Below are 17,422 nucleotides of genomic sequence, written 5' to 3' on the forward strand. Positions count from 1 at the left end.
TGTTGTCGGGTTTCGCTGCGATCAAACTCACCTACAGTGCTTCTGTGTAAAACGGGTAAAGAGGCTAAACAGTCTCTTTATCTTAATAACCCAAACTAAACCCATCGGCATCTAAATGCGCCGGGAAACTTTGCTTAAAGAGCTCAAGCGGCTGTTTGTCCAAAGTGATAATAACAACATCAGCTTTGTTATCAGTAGCGGCTGCTAACGTATCACCTTTAAAGTCATACACTGCCGTGCCGCCATTGTGCGCGACGCCATTAGCATCATCACCAATACGATTAACGCCAATCACATAACACTGGTTTTCCATCGCCCGCGCCATTAGTAAGGTGTCCCATACTTTGCGCCTTGCAGCAGGCCAGTTGGCGACATTAACCATCACATCGTAGTCATTGCGATTGCGCTGAAAGACCGGAAAACGTAAGTCGTAACAAACTTGCGGTAAAATTCTAAAGTCATTAAGGGTGAACACTTCACGTTGCTGCCCTGCGGTTACAAAATCGCCCTCTTTGCCCAAGCAAAATAAATGCCGTTTGTCGTAATACTTCACTTCGCCATTGGGCCATGCCCAATAAAAGCGATTAGCTTTTTTATTTCCTTGCGTTACCAATACCGAGCCTGCAATTACCGCATTGCTTGATTTTGCCGACGCGATCATCCAATCAAGCACTTTGCCTTGCTTTAACTGATGATCCGGCTCTGCGCAATCAAGGTTAATAGCAAAGCCGGTGGCAAAGGTTTCTGGCAATAAAATAAGCTCTACTGATTTATCTATATCAGCTATTTTATTGCCAAAGTGTGCCAAGTTGGCGTCTTTATCTAACCAATTAAGCGATGTTTGTATCAGTGCTATAGTTAAAGTTGACATAAAATCTCCGCGGCTTGTAATAGCGTGGCGTCATTTTTGGCAAAGCATAAGCGAATAACTTTATCGTTGCTTGGTTGCTGATAAAACACGCTTAGTGGAATGGCTGCAACGCCTGCTTGTTCTACTAACCACTGGCAAAATTCTACGTCATTTAAATCCGATACATCGCTGTAATCAAGCAGTAAAAAGTAGGTGCCTTCACTTGGTAAAATGGTAAAGCGGCTATCTTTTAGTGCTTTACTAAGTACATCACGCTTTTGTTGATAAAACTCACTGAGCTCATCCACATGCTCACCTTGCTGTTCTAACATATCGGCTAATGCATGTTGTGCCGGCGTAAAGCTTGAAAAAGTCACATATTGGTGAATTTTACGAAACTCGACCGCAAGTGCAGCGGGTGCGATGCAGTAACCCATTTTCCAGCCTGTGCTATGAAAAGTCTTGCCAAAGCTTGAGATAACAAAGCTGCGAGCAAACAATTCGTTATCACGCAGCACACTTAAATGCGGTTGCTGATCAAAAGTAATATGCTCGTATACTTCATCACTTATCAGGTATAAGTCATGCTTAATTACTAAGGCTTTTAGAGCATTAATATCGTGCTGTTTTAACGTTTTACCACTTGGGTTATGTGGAGTGTTGATTATAATAGCCCGCGTTTTGCTATTGATAGCCGCAGCCACCGTTTGCCAGTCAATTGCATAACTCGGAGCATGCAGAGCAATATTGACTGACTTACCACCGGCCAATTCAATCGCTGGCTGGTATGAATCATAAGCGGGGTCAAACACAATGACTTCATCACCTTCGCGCACCAGCGCCTGAATGGCAACAAACAAGGCCTCGGTCGCGCCAGAGGTTACCGTTACTTGCTGCGCGGCATCTATTTCAGCTGCATATTTTCGTTTTGCTAACTGGGCAATTTGTTGCTGCAGGCGCGGCACACCAGATGAAGGTGAATATTGATTAACTCCTTCAAGCACATAATGATTAAGCTGTTTTTTAAGTAGCTCAGGCGCATCAAACTCAGGAAACCCCTGCGATAAATTAATCGCTTCGAATTGATTTGCTAAAGCAGTCATTTGACTAAAAATACTGGTGCCTAAATTTGGCAATTTACTTTCAAACACTGGTTACCCTTAATGATGGTTTTGCGCCCAAAGCGATGCTATCATTGCTGTTAACAGATGTATAGCCGTCTAAAGAAGTATGAGGAATGTATGCATAACAATACCGCTATTTCAGAACTTATAGAAGCAGGAAAGTGGATCAGTCAACGTGGTTGGGTGCCAGCTACGGGTGGTAATTTTTCAGCGCGAACTAACACCGGTTTTGTGGTTACTGCCAGCGGTTTTGACAAAGGTCAATTAGGGTCGCATACCTTTATTGAACTGGATCATGTCGGTAATCGTAGCGCTAGCGCCGCCAAACCCTCAGCTGAAACCGAATTGCATTTGTGCATGTATAAACTTATTCCTGCTGCTAATTATGTATTGCACACTCATTCGGTTGCTGCGACGGTATTATCTCGGGTTATTAAAGGTCACAGCCTAGACTTACACGGCTACGAAATGCAAAAGTCACTAACCGGCATTACTTCACATTTAGACACCTTGAGTATTCCAATCTTTGATAACGACCAAGATATTGATCGCTTGAGTTTATTAGTGAGCGATCACCACTTACACACGCCTATTGAGCACGGCGTGCTTATTCGCGGCCACGGTTTGTATGTAGTGGGTCGCACTATTGGTGAAGTACGCCGTCAATTAGAAGGCCTTGAGTTTTTATTTGCATGTGAGATAGAACGCTTAAAATTAGTAGGATTAGAATCATGATCAAAGCACTGCTGACCGATATTGAAGGCACTATTACCCGTATTTCGTTTGTTAAAGACGTACTATTTCCATATGCCGCAAAGCAGCTCCCCGAATTTGTAAAAACTCATCAAGAGCAAAGCGCTGTAGCTGAACAAATTTATGCCGTAAAAGCGGTTATTGAACAGCCAGATGCCAGTATTGATGTCGTAATTAACACTTTACTTGAATGGATCCGTGACGATAAAAAAATCACTCCATTAAAACAGTTACAAGGTTTGATTTGGCAAACTGGCTATGAAAATGGCGATTTTACCGGCCATTTATACCCAGATGCCTACCACTTTTTAGTTGCACAGCAACAAGCCGGCCAGCAGTTGTATGTGTATTCATCAGGGTCAGTAAAAGCACAGCATTTAATTTTTAACTACTCTGACTTTGGTGATATTCGCTCCTTATTTACTGATTATTTTGATACTCAAGTCGGCGCTAAACAAGAGCAACGTTCATATCACAATATTATTGAGCAACTACCTTTTGCCGCTAATGAAGTGTTATTTTTAAGTGATGTGGCAGCCGAGCTTGATGCCGCCAAAGCCGCAGGTTTAAAAACCTTGCACCTGATCCGTGATGGTCAAGCAAGCTCGCCTGCGCATAACTATATTAACGATTTTAGCCAATTCACTGTGGAGCATTTAGCATGAGCCAACTGACTATTTTTGCTGACTGTAACGGCAATAATGCTTTATTAAACACTCAAGATACAGCACAAATTGCCACCGAGCTTAATAAAGTAAATGTACGATTTGAGCAGTGGCAAGCAACAAAAATGATTACTGCTGATACTAGCCATGAAGCTATTATTTCCGCCTATAACGCTGATATTGAAAGCTTAAAGCAACAAGGTGGTTATCAAACTGTAGATGTTATTTCGCTGGCAAAAGGCAATCCGAACGCTGCAGAATTACGTGCTAAGTTTTTATTTGAGCACACCCATAGTGAAGACGAAGTACGCTTTTTTGTAAAAGGCCAAGGATTATTTTGCCTGCATATTAACGACAAGGTTTACCAAGTACTTTGCAAGCAGGGTGATTTAATTTCAGTACCAGAGCTTACTCCCCATTGGTTTGATATGGGCAGCGATCCTGAATTTACTGCGATCCGTTTATTCAATAATACCGAAGGCTGGGTGGCACAAAGCACCGAATCTGAGATTGCTAAGCAGTTTCCTTTATTGGACTAAATATCTGTTAATAATGGAGTTTATACGGCACACTGCAATTAGAGCAAGTACAGCTTGATACCTTTGGCCGCTTGCTCGAAGGCCAAGCCGATACACTACAAGGTTACGTAGTAGGCGAAATTGAGATCACCGACGCCGCCGTGTACAAAAGCAGCGGCCAGCGTTTTCATCCAGCATTAATTAAAACAGGCCTGCCAACAGATACAGTAACTGGCACTATTTTTACTATCACCTTAGAGGAACTTGCTAACGCGGATAGCTACGAAGTTAATGACTACATCCGTATTGAAGAGTCATTTAGCAGCGGCATTAATGCATGGGTGTATGTGGCAAAAGGCTGTTAAACCAGCCTTTTTAATTCACCAACTAAAACTTGTTGTTGGTCATAAACGCCAGTATCGAGTACCCAGCCGGTAATAAGCTTAGCGGGGGTTACATCAAATGCGGGATTATATACGTTAGCATTTGTAGGTGCCCATAGCGCTTCACCAAAGCTTCCGCTTACACCGCGCACTTCTGCGCTGTTACGTTGTTCTATTTCAATGTCTGCACCGCATGCTGTGTTTACATCGAGGGTTGTTAGCGGCGCTACTACATAAAATGGGATGTCATGAAAATGCGCCAGTACTGCTAAGTTATAAGTGCCTACTTTATTAGCAAAGTCACCATTTGCAGCAATACGATCTGCACCGACAAAAATTTTATCAACCTTGCCATCAGCCATTAAACTCGCTGCCATATTATCGCAAATTAAGGTGTAAGGTACTTGCCAGCGCTCAAGTTCAAACGCGGTTAAACGCCCGCCTTGCAATAATGGCCGCGTTTCATCCACCCATACATGAATATCGCCATGACGTTGCTGCGCTTTATAAATAACACCAAGAGCAGTACCAATACCTGCGGTTGCTAAGGCACCAGTATTACAATGTGTGAGAATATTATCGCCGCTGCTAACCAATGCAGCACCATGATTTGCCATGCTTTCACACAAGGCGATATCTTCATTAAACAATGTTACAGCAGCGCTTACAATTGCCGTTACATAATCATCTTGTTGTAATGCAATACGTAACTTTGCCATACAATGCATTAAATTAACCGCAGTTGGCCGAGTGGCTTCTAAATCATCAATCGCCTGCGCTAATGCTACTTTAGCTGTGCCTTGCTCTGCCAAATGGGCAACTAGCAAACTTGCTCCTAAACCAATCAGCGGTGCGCCGCGTATTTTTAAGCTTAGAATTAAATCCCTCATACTGGCTACATCATCACATTCGTGCCATACCTGCTGATGCGGCAGTAGGTATTGGTCTAACACGCTTAGTGTATTGTTTTGATATTTTAAACTGCTCGCTATGAGGTCTTGCATGATTGATCCTGAATAATCGTTAGGCTGAGGTTATTTTACAGTAGTTTTTAAAACGCACAAGACAGAAGTGTAGACATCTAAACGGTTGAAGGTATAGAATGCTATCGTTTATCATTTTCTGAGAGTACGCCGATGGCCGAATACGTTGCCTTTAATGCACAGCATGCGATTGATTATATTAAAAATCTTGTAACTAAAGATGGATATGATTTGTTTGATCCTGACCAAACGTTATCGGCGTATGAGTTTGGAGATGGCAATTTAAATCTCGTTTTTAGAATAAGCGACGAGCAAAGTAATAGCGTTATTTTAAAGCAAGCCTTGCCTTATGCGCGCTGTGTGGGTGAGTCATGGCCATTAACGCTTGACCGAGCACGCATTGAAGCTGAGGTTTTACTCAATCACGGCGCATTAAGCCCTGACTACACAGCAAAAGTATTGCATCATAATCCAGAGCAAGCACTGACCATTTTAGAAGATCTTGGTCACTTACAAATTTTGCGTAGCGCACAAATAAACGCAGAGCAATTTCCGCTATTAGGTCAACATGTAGCTCACTACTTAAGCCATACCGGTTTTTATAACTCAGACTTTTACCTAACCGCGCAAGATAAAAAAGCCAAAATCAGTCAGTTTACCAATCCAGAATTGTGCCAAATTACTGAAGATTTGTTTTTCAACGATATCTTGCGTGAACATGAACGTAATAACTATCCAAGCGAGTTGCAAAGTACAGTCAATAAACTACAAAATAACACCGCATTACATTTAGCGATCGCAAAACTAAAAGCTAAGTTTTTATCATGCCCGCAGACGCTATTACATGGTGATATGCATAGCGGCAGTATTTTTGTCGATCAAAACACCACTAAGATGATCGACCCTGAATTTGGCTTTTTTGGCCCAGTTGGCTTTGATATCGGCTCATTTATCGGCAATTTATTATTAAACTACTGCGCGCAAAATGCTCGTATTAGTGAATTTGTTACACGCCGTAACTATCACACCCATTTACTGACTTGCCTGCAAGAGAGTTATTCTTTGTTTGAACAACAGTGGCTGACATTTATTGCAGAGCAAACCACAGATAACAATTTAAAAGCCGCTGGTTATGGCGAGTATTTTATGCAACAAGTATTACAAGACGCGATTGGTTACTGTGGGACAGAACTAATACGCCGCACTATCGGCTTAGCACACGTTGCTGACATTGATGGCATTGAAGATGCGCAGGCGCGTTTAGACGTACAACGCCACACTTTAGCGCTGGGTGAGCAGTTAGTACTCAACGCCCACACTTGCAATAACAAAGAAGAGTTTTTCTCTTTATTGATAAGCCAACTAAATTAAATTTATAAAAATAGCAAAAGGCACTTTATTTAGTGCCTTTTATCAACCTATTTGGGCGGGACCTAGCTTCTATTACCTAATCTTTTAAATTACTGATAATTTTCATACATTTTATCAAGCGGCTCTGACAGGCCGTTTTCTTGCACAACGCGCACATGCTGGCGGCCAAGTTCACGGGCACTAAATACCCCGCATGAGTGAGCAATTAAACCCGCACCATAATGAATGTACTTATTGTAGTTTGCTACGCGCTGCGCTTTATCGGCGACATCTAAGCCACGTTGCAACCGCTCGTTGTGTGTGGTTATCCCTGTTGGGCAAGTGTCTTTATTACATTGCAGCGCTTGAATACAACCCAAAGCAAACATATGACCACGTGCCGATACAACAAAGTCTGCGCCCAGCGCGAGCGCCCATGCAACCTTAGACGGCACAATCAGTTTGCCTGACGCAATAACTTTAATTCGCTCTCGCAGGCCATGCTTTTCGAGCATATTAACAACCAAAGGTAAACTTTCTTTCAGTGGTAAACCCACCGAATCCATCAGCGGTTGTGGTGCAGCACCGGTACCGCCATCAGCACTATCGATGGTAATAAAATCGGGCGCAGATTCAATACCACGATGATTGATCTCAGCAAACAAGGTTTCCAGCCATGCATAAGCGCCAATAACCGCTTTAAAGCCGGTTGGCTTGCCAGTCGTTTCGCGCACCGAGGCAATCATATCAAGTAAATCTGCAGGGTTTTTAACTTCAGGATGACCATTTGGGCTAATTGAATCGTGACCTTCTGGGATACCACGAATAGCCGCAATTTCAGCAGTCACTTTTTTGCCTGGCAACATACCGCCTTTACCAGGCTTCGCACCTTGGCTCATTTTAATTTCAAACATTTTTACTTGTTCATGCGCAGCTATTTGCTTGAGCTTCTCATGACTTAATTTACCTTGTTCATCGCGCACACCATATTTAGCTGTGCCAATTTGAAACACAATGTCGGCACCTCCTTCTAAGTGATAAGGGCTTAAACCACCTTCACCAGTGTTCATCCAACAACCAGCGAGTTTGGCACCTTGCGATAACGCACGTACAGCAGGTTTTGATAACGCACCAAAACTCATACCTGAAATATTGAATAGCGATTTAGTAATATAAGGATTTGGACAATGCGGCCCTAACGTAACTGCACTAGGTTCAAGCGCTTCTTCGTCCAAGGTAGGAAACGCGCAGTTCATAAACATCACGGTCCCGGTAACTTCTAGGCTCTGAGTTGAGCCAAAGGCGGTGGTACGATCAACATTTTTAGCCGCTTTATAAACCCAACTACGATCGGCGCGATTAAATGGCATTTCTTCGCGATCCATAGCGAAAAAGTATTGACGAAAAAACTCACCTTGGCGCTCAAAAAAGTATCTAAACCGACCTATTACCGGATAATTACGTCTAATCGCTTGTTTAGATTGAGTGACATCACTGATATAAAAATAAATAACAACTAAAACTAAACACCCAAATACCACTATAAATAAGCTGGCAAACACATCAATGCTAAAAACTATTAAATTACTCATGCAGCGCCCCTTGCTGGTTGTTTTGTCATTTCACTAATACTTATACTAAAAACTTAAGCTAAGTAGCGAATATATTAGTAAAAATCTTATTACAGTAGAGAGCATATAAGCAGATTAAATTTCAAGCAAAGGATTTTAATGGATCACTGCACTGAATGCAGCGATCCATATCGATAGAAGCTAGCTTTTTTGTTTAGTCAACTCAGTTTCAATGTATCGATGGATTTGATCTTCTAATACTGACATTGGCACAGAGCCATGACGAAGTATTTGATGATGGAACTCGCGTACATCAAAGTCTTGCCCTAATGCTTGCTCTGTTTCTTTGCGTAAGCGTTTAATAGTCAGCTCACCAATTTTGTATGATAGTGCTTGTGCTGGCCATGAAATATAACGATCAGTTTCGGTTTTCACATTGTGTAAAGACAATGCTGTATTTTCGCTCATAAATTTCATCGCACGATCGCGACTCCAGCCGTACATGTGCATGCCAGTATCAACCACTAAACGGGCTGCACGCCACATTTCATAAGTTAAACGGCCAAAGTTACTATATGGATCTTGATAAAAGCCCGCTTCAATACCTAAGTATTCAGAATATAATCCCCACCCTTCGCCAAATGCTGACAAATAAGCATCTTGACGATAACTTGGTAGGTTTTCTAATTCAGCATTAAGGGAGATCTGTAAATGATGCCCTGGTACAGCTTCATGAAAAGTAAGTGCTTCTAAAACATATAAAGGGCGCTTATCAAGTGCATAAGTGTTTACCCAGTAATAACCCGCTTGATCATCACGACTCGACCCAGAGTAACGGCCAGTCGTGTACTTAGGCGCTATGCTTGCTGGCACCGGCGCAACACCATAAGGCATGCGTGGTAAGGTGTGAAATAGCTTAGGTAATTGTGCATCCATTTTTTTAGCTATGTACGATGCTTCTTTTAATAACTCTTCCGGTGTTTTAGCGTAAAATTGCGGATCAGTACGTAAAAAGTGCACAAATTCAGCAAATGTGCCTTTAAAACCAACTTGCTCAATAATCTTATCCATTTCAGCACGAATACGTGCCACTTCTTTTAACCCCAGTTCATGGATTTCTTTTGGTGTCATATCTGTAGTGGTGTAATACTTGGCACGATTAGCATAAAACGCAGCACCATTTGGTGTAGCAGAGATACCAATTTCAGTACGCGCACCTGGCTGATACTCTTCATTAAAAAACGTTAAATAATTTTTATAAGCAGTAATCACTTGTTCTTTAATGATTTTTTTAGCTTGTTGCTGTAAAGCAAAAAACTCACTATCACTCAAACCAGCGGTATTATTTAAAAATGGTTTATAAAATTCAGACTCAGTAACGTCATCAACAATATAGGCACTGATAGAATCTTGATAACCAATTAATACAGCCTTAGGTTGAGTTAAGCCAACTTCCAGCCCTTTACGCATCCAACCGATATTTTGCGCAAAAAACCGAGGAACTTGCTGCAAACGCTGTAGATAAAGTTGGTAATCAGCTAGTTTTTTATAATCTGAACTCGACACCATAAAAGATAAACTCGAGTGAAAGCCATATTCAGAAGTAAGCGGCATGTAGTGGCTGTTAAATACATATTCATCGATACTATTTTGTACTTGGCCACGAATTATAGTGAGATTAATACGGTTTTCATCACTGAGTTTATCTTTATCTATTGCATCTAACTGCGCTAATAATTCAGTGTTATGTTGGTATTTCTTTTCAAGAAACTCCGCAGATAAATTAGTTAACAAATAGCCATCAACCCCCTCGGGGTTGCTATACGTGCTAATACTTTTACGGTAATCAACAATTGATTGCGCCACTTGCGTAAATTGTTGGTCACTATCTATCGTGGTCATTTGGCACGCACTTAATGTACATACCAAGGCGATACTTAACAGGGAATGACGCATAACCGATGAAGGTGATTTTTTCATAATAATAGGGATCTGCTACTTAAAACGTGATGTTTAACCTAACCTAGGCAGATCAAATAACCAAAAAAATGCGACCAAGGGCGATAAATATAAGGTTAAATTAACCGCGACTATTGGCTAGTAGTTAATCAGCATTTTTATTGCCTAATAAGATTGTCGAGAAAACCAGCTAATGAACGAGAAAAATGGAGATTTCGCTGCCAAATTACATATTTTTGCTTTTAAATATCCCCGATACAGATTAATGTAAGGCAATCTCATACGCTAGGATCGCGTCAAGACCTCATGGAGAAGGTTATTTAATTTCGCTGTTACGTGTATTTAATTGGTGTATACAATGATGTTCCATGATTCCATGGCTATTGCTCAAGAAAAAATGACCAAGGTATGTATCTTTTTAGAACACCATATATTACCACCGACCCCTCTCAATTATCACGTTGTCTATACCTATATCAGCCAAGTTAATTCTGATTTAAATACCACTATCGATCGTGCAATTGCCCAAGGCCAAGAAATTGACTGTGTTTATATAGAGCAACTGTATTTCGATTATATGGATCAAGCTCATCAAGCTGAAACCAAAATGGTACGCAATGTTGATGATGTTATTAATTCATTATCACGTAGCGCGCACTCAACCGAAAAAGATATCATTCGCTTTGCAAGTCAGGTCAGCGAATGCGTGCATTTATTAGATGAAAATAATGTTAGCCAAAGCAAACTCGCACTTGAGACATTAAATAAGCAAACTGCCCACCTGCTCACTCAACATAAACAATTTAAAATAGAGCTGATCAAAGCAAAGCGATTACAAGAGAAAACCCAACAACAACTCGTACAATTACGTAAACAACACATCACCGACCAGCAAACAGGCCTTTTTAAACGTCATTATTTAAACCAGCAAACACAATTATGGTTAAACCAAAAAAAATCTGTGTGTGCAATTGCCATCCAAATCGATAACTTAGATCACTTTATTGATAACTACGGCGATATCATTGGTGAAGTAATTTTAAGTAAAGTAGCTAAACAAATTCAAAAGTATGTATTTGAAAGTGGCCTGCCAGGGCGTACTGGCAAAGATGCTTTTACTGTATTACTGGCCGATATCGACCCTGAAACTGCGAATGTAATTGCTGAAAAAGTCCGTAATGGAGTCGAGAAACTGCGATTCGTCAGTTCTAAAAACGGTATTAAGCTACCAGCAATCAACCTGTCATTAGGGATTGCCAAGCACTTAGACGAAAAAGATTTTAATAATCTTGCCCGTAAAGCCTCTAATGCAGCACATAAAGCAAGATCGCTTGGCCAAAGCAGCTTTATTGCCGGACAGTGAGCCACAACGAATAAATAATAAACCTTGATCCACAAGCAATTTCCCCCATATTCAAATTGCACCATGGCGTAACAATCAAGTACACTAGTCTTTATTACCACGATAGAGATTAATCATGAACGAGAATCCTGAAAAGACCACGCATTTTGGTTATAAAACCGTTGCCGAAACCGAAAAAGCTTCTATGGTTGCCGATGTATTTCATTCAGTTGCTACTAAATATGACGTAATGAATGATCTCATGTCGTTTGGTATTCATCGTTTATGGAAACGTCAAACCATTGCCAGCTCAGGTGTGCGTAAAGGCCATCATGTGCTGGATTTAGCAGGTGGTACCGGCGACTTAACGGCAAAGTTTAGTCAACTGGTTGGTGATACTGGGCAAGTAGTATTAGGTGATATTAACTCATCAATGCTTAAAGTGGGCCGCGAAAAGCTTCATAACCTAGGTCTAGTCGGCAATATTGACTACGTACAAATGAATGCTGAAGCACTGCCTTTTCCTGATAATAGTTTTGATTTAATTACCATTGCCTTTGGTTTACGTAATGTTACAGATCAAAATAAAGCACTTCGCTCGATGTACCGAATCTTAAAGCCTGGTGGTCGTCTACTGGTATTGGAGTTCTCCAAACCAGAGCATCAAGTGTTAAGTAAAGCCTATGATTTTTACTCATTTAACTTACTACCTAAAATGGGAGAGTTAGTTGCTAACGACGGTGAATCATACAAATACTTAGCTGAATCAATTCGTATGCACCCAGATCAAGAAACACTAAAAGCAATGATGAACGAGGCTGGATTTGAGCAAACCACCTATCAAAACCTCACCGGTGGTATTGTAGCATTACATCGTGGCTTCAAATATTAAGCGTCACACCAGCTAGTAACGTTTATTGCTAAGGTATTGTATGTTAAATAATTTCATAGTCGCACTAGTCGAAGGTATTTTAAATACGGCACTTAAGCTCGACCCCACTCTTGGCGATAGGCTGTCATCAATTGCCCAACAACGCTTATTAATTGATATACGCGATTGGCAACAGCAGTTTTTAGTGGTGTTTACTGGCCAGCAACTGCATTTATACAACACTACCGAAACGCAATATGACTGCATGATAAGCGCCGATATTAATACGTTAATGGCACTTAAAAACCCTGCGATGCTGACTCAGTTAATCCGCCAAGATAAACTCGATTTGCAAGGTGATCTAAATATTGCACAAGGGTTTAGTAATGCTTTCGCTGCGCTTAATATCGATTGGCCTGAACACTTATCTGATTATCTTGGTGACGCAGCGGCACAGCAACTATGGCAGTTAGTTAAACAAACTCAACAGCAAGGTCAAAAAGCCAACAAGAAACTCTCTACAACGCTCACTACTTTATGCCAAGACGAGCTCAAAGTGACTATTCATCCTTTAGAGCTTGAGCAATTTAAGCAACACACGCGTCAACTCAAAGCACATGTTGCGCAACTTGAGTTACGTATCAACCAACTACTTCAAGCAAAATGAATCAGTAAGGATTATCTGTGTCAGCTGCTCGGCTTTATAACATCACAAAAACCCTCCTTAGCTATGGTTTGGATGAACTGATCCCATCACAAAAAATACCTTGGTATGGCAAAGTTGGCCGTGCATGTCTATTTTGGCTAACCAATAAACACCCAGAAAAACCAGCAGGGTTAAGACTGCGTTTAGCATTACAGCAATTGGGGCCGGTGTGGATAAAGTTTGGCCAGATGCTATCTACTCGGCGCGATTTATTACCACTAGACATCGCTTTAGAGCTGGCCTTACTACAAGATCAAGTACAGCCATTTGATGGTGTGTTAGCACAACAACTAATTGAAAATGCACTTGAAATCGATGATATCAGTGAATACTTTAGCGATTTTGAGCAAACCCCTTTAGCTTCAGCATCCATTGCCCAAGTACATACTGCTACTTTAGTGGATGAACATAATCAACCACAAAAGGTGGTTATTAAAGTTATTCGCCCTGATATCAGAGAACAAATTGACGCTGATTTAGCATTAATGGAACAATTTTCCAAAGTAGTGGCCAAGTTAATCAATGAAGCGAAAAGGTTACGCCCAGTTGAAGTAGTCAAAGAGTATAAAAAAACCTTACTTGATGAACTTGATCTGATGCGTGAAGGCGCAAACGCCATTCAATTAAAGCGTAATTTTGAGGGTTCTGATTCGCTTTATATTCCCTATGTTTACAGTGACTATAGTCGCGTAAATGTACTAGTCATGGAGCGAATCTACGGTATTCCAGTGTCTGATACTGAGGCATTAGTTGCGCAAAACACCAATATGAAACTACTGGCCGAACGCGGTGTGGAGGTGTTTTTCACCCAAGTGTTCCGTGATAGTTTTTTTCATGCTGATATGCACCCTGGTAACGTATTTGTATCCTATGAGAGCCCTGAAAACCCTAAATTTATCGGTATTGATTGTGGCATCGTGGGCACGCTAAACAAAGAAGACAAACGTTACTTAGCCGAAAACTTTATTGCCTTTTTTAATCGCGATTATCGTCAAGTCGCACAATTACATGTCGATTCTGGCTGGGTACCTAAAGACACCAGCGTGGAAGAATTTGAGTTTGCCATTCGCACTGTCTGCGAGCCGATTTTTAATAAGCCATTAGCAGAGATTTCATTTGGCCACGTCTTAGTTAATCTATTTAATACCGCTCGTCGCTTTAATATGCAAGTTCAACCCCAATTAGTTCTACTACAAAAAACCTTGTTGTATGTTGAAGGCCTTGGGCGTCAGCTATATCCACAATTAGATTTATGGAAAACAGCTAAACCCTTTTTAGAAGACTGGGTAAAGCAACAGGTTGGTCCTTGGTCGGTATTGAAACAGGTATACGCAAACTTGCCATTTTGGGCAGAAAAAATGCCTGAGTTACCTGATTTGATTTATCACAACCTAAAACAACAGCGCAACAGCCCTGCACCACTGCCACAGCCATCACACAAGCCATTATTACTTGGTCTTTTTGCTGGTTCAGCAATGATAGTCTCTGGGTTATGTTATTTGCAGCATGACCTTGTCGCTGCAGGTATTGCTGCGATATGCTCTTTAAGCGGCTTTATATTTGCTTGGCGCAGCGCAGCATAAACTAAGTGCTATTTAGTGCTCGGTGAGTATAATCAGTACAATAATTTTAATTCACAGTATTTAAATAAGTGGAGAACATCATGGGTTTTGGCGGCATTAGTATTTGGCAATTGTTAATTGTTTTAGCAATCATAGTGTTACTTTTTGGCACAAAAAAATTGCGTGGCATTGGCGGTGATTTAGGTAACGCTATAAAAGGTTTTAAAAAAGCTGTCTCTGAAGATGAGCAAAATAAACCAGCAGAACCAATTGAACAAGCAAATAACCCAATACAAAACAAAGAGTCTGTTAATAAAAATAAAGAAGACCATAAGGCTTAATTAGCATGGGTATGTGGGAACTTGTTGTGGTGTTAATCGTCGGCTTAGTGGTACTTGGCCCTGAGCGTTTGCCGGTTGCTATTCGTACTGTTAGCCGTTGGGTAAAAACTATAAAATCGTTGGCTAATTCTGTTAAGGCTGAAGTCAACGAAGAATTAAGAGTGCATGAGTTACACCAAAATTTAAAAAAAGCTGAACAACAAGGCATGCAAGACTTAAGTCCAGCAATAAAAGACTCGGTCAGCGAATTACAAAAGGCAGCGGACTCAGTCACCCACAGTTATAAAAAAAGATCTTCTGAGCAAACAGATAAAGTGAATATTGATGAACAAAAATGAAATTATTTTTGTTGGCTATGGTCTATATATCGGTAACGAGTTAAATTATGACTGAACAAGTTAAATCAGGCTTTGTAAGTCATTTAATTGAATTGCGAAATAGGCTTATGAAAGCCTTATTAGCTATATTGGTATTTTTTATTGCGCTGGTTTACTTTGCGAACGATATTTACGGTTTTGTAGCGGCCCCATTAGTTGCGCACTTACCAAGTACAGCAACCATGATCGCTACTGATGTAACAGCACCATTTTTTGCGCCGTTTAAGTTAACCTTATTTGTCGCTTTATTTGCAGCGTTTCCATTAATATTACACCAAATATGGGGCTTTATTGCGCCAGGGTTATACCAACATGAAAAACGCATGCTAATGCCTGTTTTAGCATCTAGCATTATACTTTTTTATAGCGGTATCGCATTTTGTTACTTTGTAGTACTACCCATAATTCTTGGCTTTTTTACTAGCGTTGGCCCAGAAATGATGACGTTGGCACCAGATATTAGTAGCTACTTAAGTTTTGCGTTGAAGCTATTTTTTGCTTTTGGGGTCGCTTTTGAGATTCCAGTAGCGATAATGCTGCTGTGTTTTAGTGGCGCTACCACAACACAAAGTTTAAAAGAAAAACGTCCTTATATTGTGGTCGGTGTTTTTGTTGTAGCTATGTTTTTAACGCCACCGGATGTACTATCACAAACATTATTAGCATTTCCCATGCTACTGTTATTTGAATTGGGTTTAATCTTAGCATCCTTTTATAGCGCTAAACCCCAGCAAAATGAGTCTGAGGAATAAATGAAAAAACAACTACTACCAATACTTGCCTTATTAAGCATTCCTACTGTTCATGCCAATGAAGTTAACTTACAAGCTTTACAAGCATGTACATTTGTAGAAAATGACTTCAATCGTCTGCTTTGTTATGACAACACTATGGCGGGTAAATCATTAAGTAAGCCAGCAACAACAAAAACCTTAACCCCACCTACCAACTCAGCAGCCCCTAACGTTGGCGCACCAACAGCTGCAGCAGTAGCCAATGAGCAAATAGCTAAGACTAAAAATGACGATTTTGGTTTAGAACACAAAGAAGTAGCAAGAGATAATGACAATGAAATATCAGCCGTCGTTAGCAACGTCAAAGAAGCGCCATACGGTGAATTAATTATTAGTTTAGACAACGGTCAACAATGGCGTCAAATTGGCTCAGATAGCTTGCGTATCGACCAAAATGATACCGTGATTATTGAACGTGGTATGTTCAACTCCTTTTTATTAAAAAAAGCAGGCCAGAATCGTTCGATCCGCGTTAAGCGCACTAATTAATGACCACATCACTCATTGATGCAGGCGTAAATCTTACCAATCATCAATTTGATGCTCAACATTCGGCTATCATTGCTCGCGCAAAAGCGCAAAATGTTAGCCAAATGCTGTTAATTGGCTGCGATATAAACTCCAGTCAGCAAGCGATTAACTTAGCACAACAGTACAAGCTACTTGCTACCGCCGGTGTTCACCCCCATGGCGCAAAATCAGCCGATGGAAAACTAGAAACACAACTGCGCACTCTCGCTGCACACCCTGAGGTTGTTGCGATTGGCGAATGTGGATTAGATTACAATCGCGACTTTTCTCCCCGCGAGACTCAACGTTCCGTGTTGCACCGACAACTCACTTTGGCAGTAGAGTTAAACCTTCCGGTATATTTACATGAGCGCGATGCGAGCGAAGATATGCTGGCAATATTGCAACAATATTCGGTGCGTGGAGTATTACATTGTTTTACTGGTGATCAGCACGCCTTAGAACAGTATTTATCGCTCGGTTTATACATTGGTATTACCGGTTGGGTCTGTGACGAACGTCGCGGTAAATCACTGCAACAACTGATGCCTATGCTGCCATTAGAGCGCCTATTAATAGAAACGGATGCACCGTTTTTGATCCCTCGCTCATTAACACCAAAACCTAAATCGCATCGCAATGAGCCAAGCTATTTACCACATATATGCCAAACTATCGCGTCCTTAAAAGGCCTAGAGTTTGCAACTGTTGCAAAGCAAACTACACTTAACTTCCAACAGTTATTCAACCACAAGGGCTGATA

19 protein-coding genes are annotated in these 17,422 nt (G+C 40.9%); 14 read left to right on the forward strand and 5 right to left on the reverse strand.

Translation table 11 applies throughout. The annotated features are described in order from the left end of the window. Positions 1–82: 82 nt before the first annotated feature. Positions 83–871 (reverse strand): amidohydrolase, encoded by a 789-nt coding sequence (locus tag FW757_RS06390; RefSeq protein ID WP_182717490.1) that lies wholly within the window; start codon positions 869–871, stop codon positions 83–85. Next, positions 859–2,001: a methionine aminotransferase gene (locus FW757_RS06395; RefSeq protein WP_145240033.1), complete on the reverse strand. Its 1,143-nt coding sequence runs from the start codon at positions 1,999–2,001 to the stop codon at positions 859–861. The genes FW757_RS06390 and FW757_RS06395 overlap by 13 nt, the downstream gene beginning before the upstream one ends. 90 nt (positions 2,002–2,091) lie before the next feature. On the opposite strand from FW757_RS06395, the gene FW757_RS06400 reads away from it, so the two are divergent. From FW757_RS06400 to FW757_RS06415, 4 genes are all read left to right on the forward strand, one after another. Beyond that, a complete protein-coding gene (locus tag FW757_RS06400) occupies positions 2,092–2,709 on the forward strand; it encodes a methylthioribulose 1-phosphate dehydratase (RefSeq protein WP_149982209.1) in 618 nt (205 codons plus the stop codon). After that, the gene (gene mtnC / locus FW757_RS06405; RefSeq protein ID WP_145240037.1) at positions 2,706–3,392 is read left to right on the forward strand and encodes an acireductone synthase; all 687 of its coding nucleotides are present in this window, start codon (positions 2,706–2,708) and stop codon (positions 3,390–3,392) included. The genes FW757_RS06400 and mtnC overlap by 4 nt, the downstream gene beginning before the upstream one ends. Further along, positions 3,389–3,931, forward strand: coding sequence for a 1,2-dihydroxy-3-keto-5-methylthiopentene dioxygenase (locus FW757_RS06410; protein ID WP_145240039.1), 543 nt, complete (start codon positions 3,389–3,391; stop codon positions 3,929–3,931). The genes mtnC and FW757_RS06410 overlap by 4 nt, the downstream gene beginning before the upstream one ends. Positions 3,932–4,002: 71 nt before the next feature. Beyond that, a complete protein-coding gene (locus FW757_RS06415; protein WP_446440998.1) occupies positions 4,003–4,275 on the forward strand; it encodes a gamma-glutamylcyclotransferase family protein in 273 nt (90 codons plus the stop codon). Here the strand turns inward: FW757_RS06415 and mtnA are convergent. After that, complete coding sequence (gene mtnA, locus FW757_RS06420) at positions 4,272–5,297, reverse strand: S-methyl-5-thioribose-1-phosphate isomerase (protein WP_182783446.1); 1,026 nt, start codon at positions 5,295–5,297, stop codon at positions 4,272–4,274. The genes FW757_RS06415 and mtnA overlap by 4 nt on opposite strands. Positions 5,298–5,429: 132 nt before the next feature. On the opposite strand from mtnA, the gene mtnK reads away from it, so the two are divergent. After that, positions 5,430–6,647 carry an S-methyl-5-thioribose kinase gene (gene mtnK / locus FW757_RS06425; protein WP_182783448.1) on the forward strand — a complete coding sequence of 406 codons (1,218 nt, stop codon included), beginning with the start codon at positions 5,430–5,432 and terminating at the stop codon, positions 6,645–6,647. Positions 6,648–6,736: 89 nt separating this feature from the next. Here the strand turns inward: mtnK and FW757_RS06430 are convergent, their stop codons facing one another. Continuing rightward, on the reverse strand, positions 6,737–8,218 hold the full coding sequence (locus FW757_RS06430; protein ID WP_182717495.1) for an FMN-binding glutamate synthase family protein: 1,482 nt from the start codon (positions 8,216–8,218) through the stop codon (positions 6,737–6,739). A 180-nt stretch (positions 8,219–8,398) separates the two neighbouring features. Next, positions 8,399–10,177 carry a DUF885 domain-containing protein gene (locus tag FW757_RS06435; RefSeq protein WP_182717496.1) on the reverse strand — a complete coding sequence of 593 codons (1,779 nt, stop codon included), beginning with the start codon at positions 10,175–10,177 and terminating at the stop codon, positions 8,399–8,401. A gap of 355 nt (positions 10,178–10,532) precedes the next feature. Here FW757_RS06435 and FW757_RS06440 point away from each other — a divergent pair, with 355 nt between their 5' ends. From FW757_RS06440 to FW757_RS06480, 9 genes are all read left to right on the forward strand, one after another. Further along, a complete protein-coding gene (locus tag FW757_RS06440; RefSeq protein ID WP_149982319.1) occupies positions 10,533–11,519 on the forward strand; it encodes a GGDEF domain-containing protein in 987 nt (328 codons plus the stop codon). A 115-nt stretch (positions 11,520–11,634) separates the two neighbouring features. Continuing rightward, complete coding sequence (gene ubiE, locus FW757_RS06445) at positions 11,635–12,390, forward strand: bifunctional demethylmenaquinone methyltransferase/2-methoxy-6-polyprenyl-1,4-benzoquinol methylase UbiE (protein WP_145240051.1); 756 nt, start codon at positions 11,635–11,637, stop codon at positions 12,388–12,390. 40 nt (positions 12,391–12,430) lie between these two features. After that, entirely contained in the window at positions 12,431–13,036 is a 606-nt protein-coding gene (locus tag FW757_RS06450) for a ubiquinone biosynthesis accessory factor UbiJ (RefSeq protein WP_149982215.1), read from the forward strand. A gap of 17 nt (positions 13,037–13,053) precedes the next feature. Continuing rightward, positions 13,054–14,658: a ubiquinone biosynthesis regulatory protein kinase UbiB gene (gene ubiB, locus FW757_RS06455; protein ID WP_446440999.1), complete on the forward strand. Its 1,605-nt coding sequence runs from the start codon at positions 13,054–13,056 to the stop codon at positions 14,656–14,658. A gap of 80 nt (positions 14,659–14,738) precedes the next feature. Further along, positions 14,739–14,978 carry a twin-arginine translocase TatA/TatE family subunit gene (gene tatA / locus FW757_RS06460; RefSeq protein ID WP_446441000.1) on the forward strand — a complete coding sequence of 80 codons (240 nt, stop codon included), beginning with the start codon at positions 14,739–14,741 and terminating at the stop codon, positions 14,976–14,978. Positions 14,979–14,983: 5 nt separating this feature from the next. Next, positions 14,984–15,316, forward strand: coding sequence for a Sec-independent protein translocase protein TatB (gene tatB, locus FW757_RS06465; protein ID WP_149982218.1), 333 nt, complete (start codon positions 14,984–14,986; stop codon positions 15,314–15,316). A gap of 47 nt (positions 15,317–15,363) precedes the next feature. Then, on the forward strand, positions 15,364–16,107 hold the full coding sequence (gene tatC / locus FW757_RS06470) for a twin-arginine translocase subunit TatC (protein ID WP_149982219.1): 744 nt from the start codon (positions 15,364–15,366) through the stop codon (positions 16,105–16,107). Continuing rightward, entirely contained in the window at positions 16,108–16,638 is a 531-nt protein-coding gene (locus FW757_RS06475) for a hypothetical protein (RefSeq protein ID WP_182717498.1), read from the forward strand. Continuing rightward, positions 16,638–17,420, forward strand: coding sequence for a TatD family hydrolase (locus FW757_RS06480; protein WP_446441001.1), 783 nt, complete (start codon positions 16,638–16,640; stop codon positions 17,418–17,420). The genes FW757_RS06475 and FW757_RS06480 overlap by 1 nt, the downstream gene beginning before the upstream one ends. Positions 17,421–17,422 lie beyond the last annotated feature (2 nt).

This window comes from Pseudoalteromonas sp. 1181_04 (assembly GCF_052850545.1).

Coding starts and splice junctions, on each gene's coding strand:
- FW757_RS06390 (WP_182717490.1), bottom strand. CDS start 871: ATGTCAACTTTAACTATAGCACTGATACAAACATCGCTTAATTGGTTA.
- FW757_RS06400 (WP_149982209.1), top strand. CDS start 2,092: ATGCATAACAATACCGCTATTTCAGAACTTATAGAAGCAGGAAAGTGG.
- mtnC (WP_145240037.1), top strand. CDS start 2,706: ATGATCAAAGCACTGCTGACCGATATTGAAGGCACTATTACCCGTATT.
- FW757_RS06410 (WP_145240039.1), top strand. CDS start 3,389: ATGAGCCAACTGACTATTTTTGCTGACTGTAACGGCAATAATGCTTTA.
- mtnA (WP_182783446.1), bottom strand. CDS start 5,297: ATGCAAGACCTCATAGCGAGCAGTTTAAAATATCAAAACAATACACTA.
- mtnK (WP_182783448.1), top strand. CDS start 5,430: ATGGCCGAATACGTTGCCTTTAATGCACAGCATGCGATTGATTATATT.
- FW757_RS06430 (WP_182717495.1), bottom strand. CDS start 8,218: ATGAGTAATTTAATAGTTTTTAGCATTGATGTGTTTGCCAGCTTATTT.
- FW757_RS06435 (WP_182717496.1), bottom strand. CDS start 10,177: ATGAAAAAATCACCTTCATCGGTTATGCGTCATTCCCTGTTAAGTATC.
- FW757_RS06440 (WP_149982319.1), top strand. CDS start 10,533: ATGGCTATTGCTCAAGAAAAAATGACCAAGGTATGTATCTTTTTAGAA.
- ubiE (WP_145240051.1), top strand. CDS start 11,635: ATGAACGAGAATCCTGAAAAGACCACGCATTTTGGTTATAAAACCGTT.
- FW757_RS06450 (WP_149982215.1), top strand. CDS start 12,431: ATGTTAAATAATTTCATAGTCGCACTAGTCGAAGGTATTTTAAATACG.
- tatA (WP_446441000.1), top strand. CDS start 14,739: ATGGGTTTTGGCGGCATTAGTATTTGGCAATTGTTAATTGTTTTAGCA.
- tatB (WP_149982218.1), top strand. CDS start 14,984: ATGGGTATGTGGGAACTTGTTGTGGTGTTAATCGTCGGCTTAGTGGTA.
- tatC (WP_149982219.1), top strand. CDS start 15,364: ATGACTGAACAAGTTAAATCAGGCTTTGTAAGTCATTTAATTGAATTG.
- FW757_RS06475 (WP_182717498.1), top strand. CDS start 16,108: ATGAAAAAACAACTACTACCAATACTTGCCTTATTAAGCATTCCTACT.
- FW757_RS06480 (WP_446441001.1), top strand. CDS start 16,638: ATGACCACATCACTCATTGATGCAGGCGTAAATCTTACCAATCATCAA.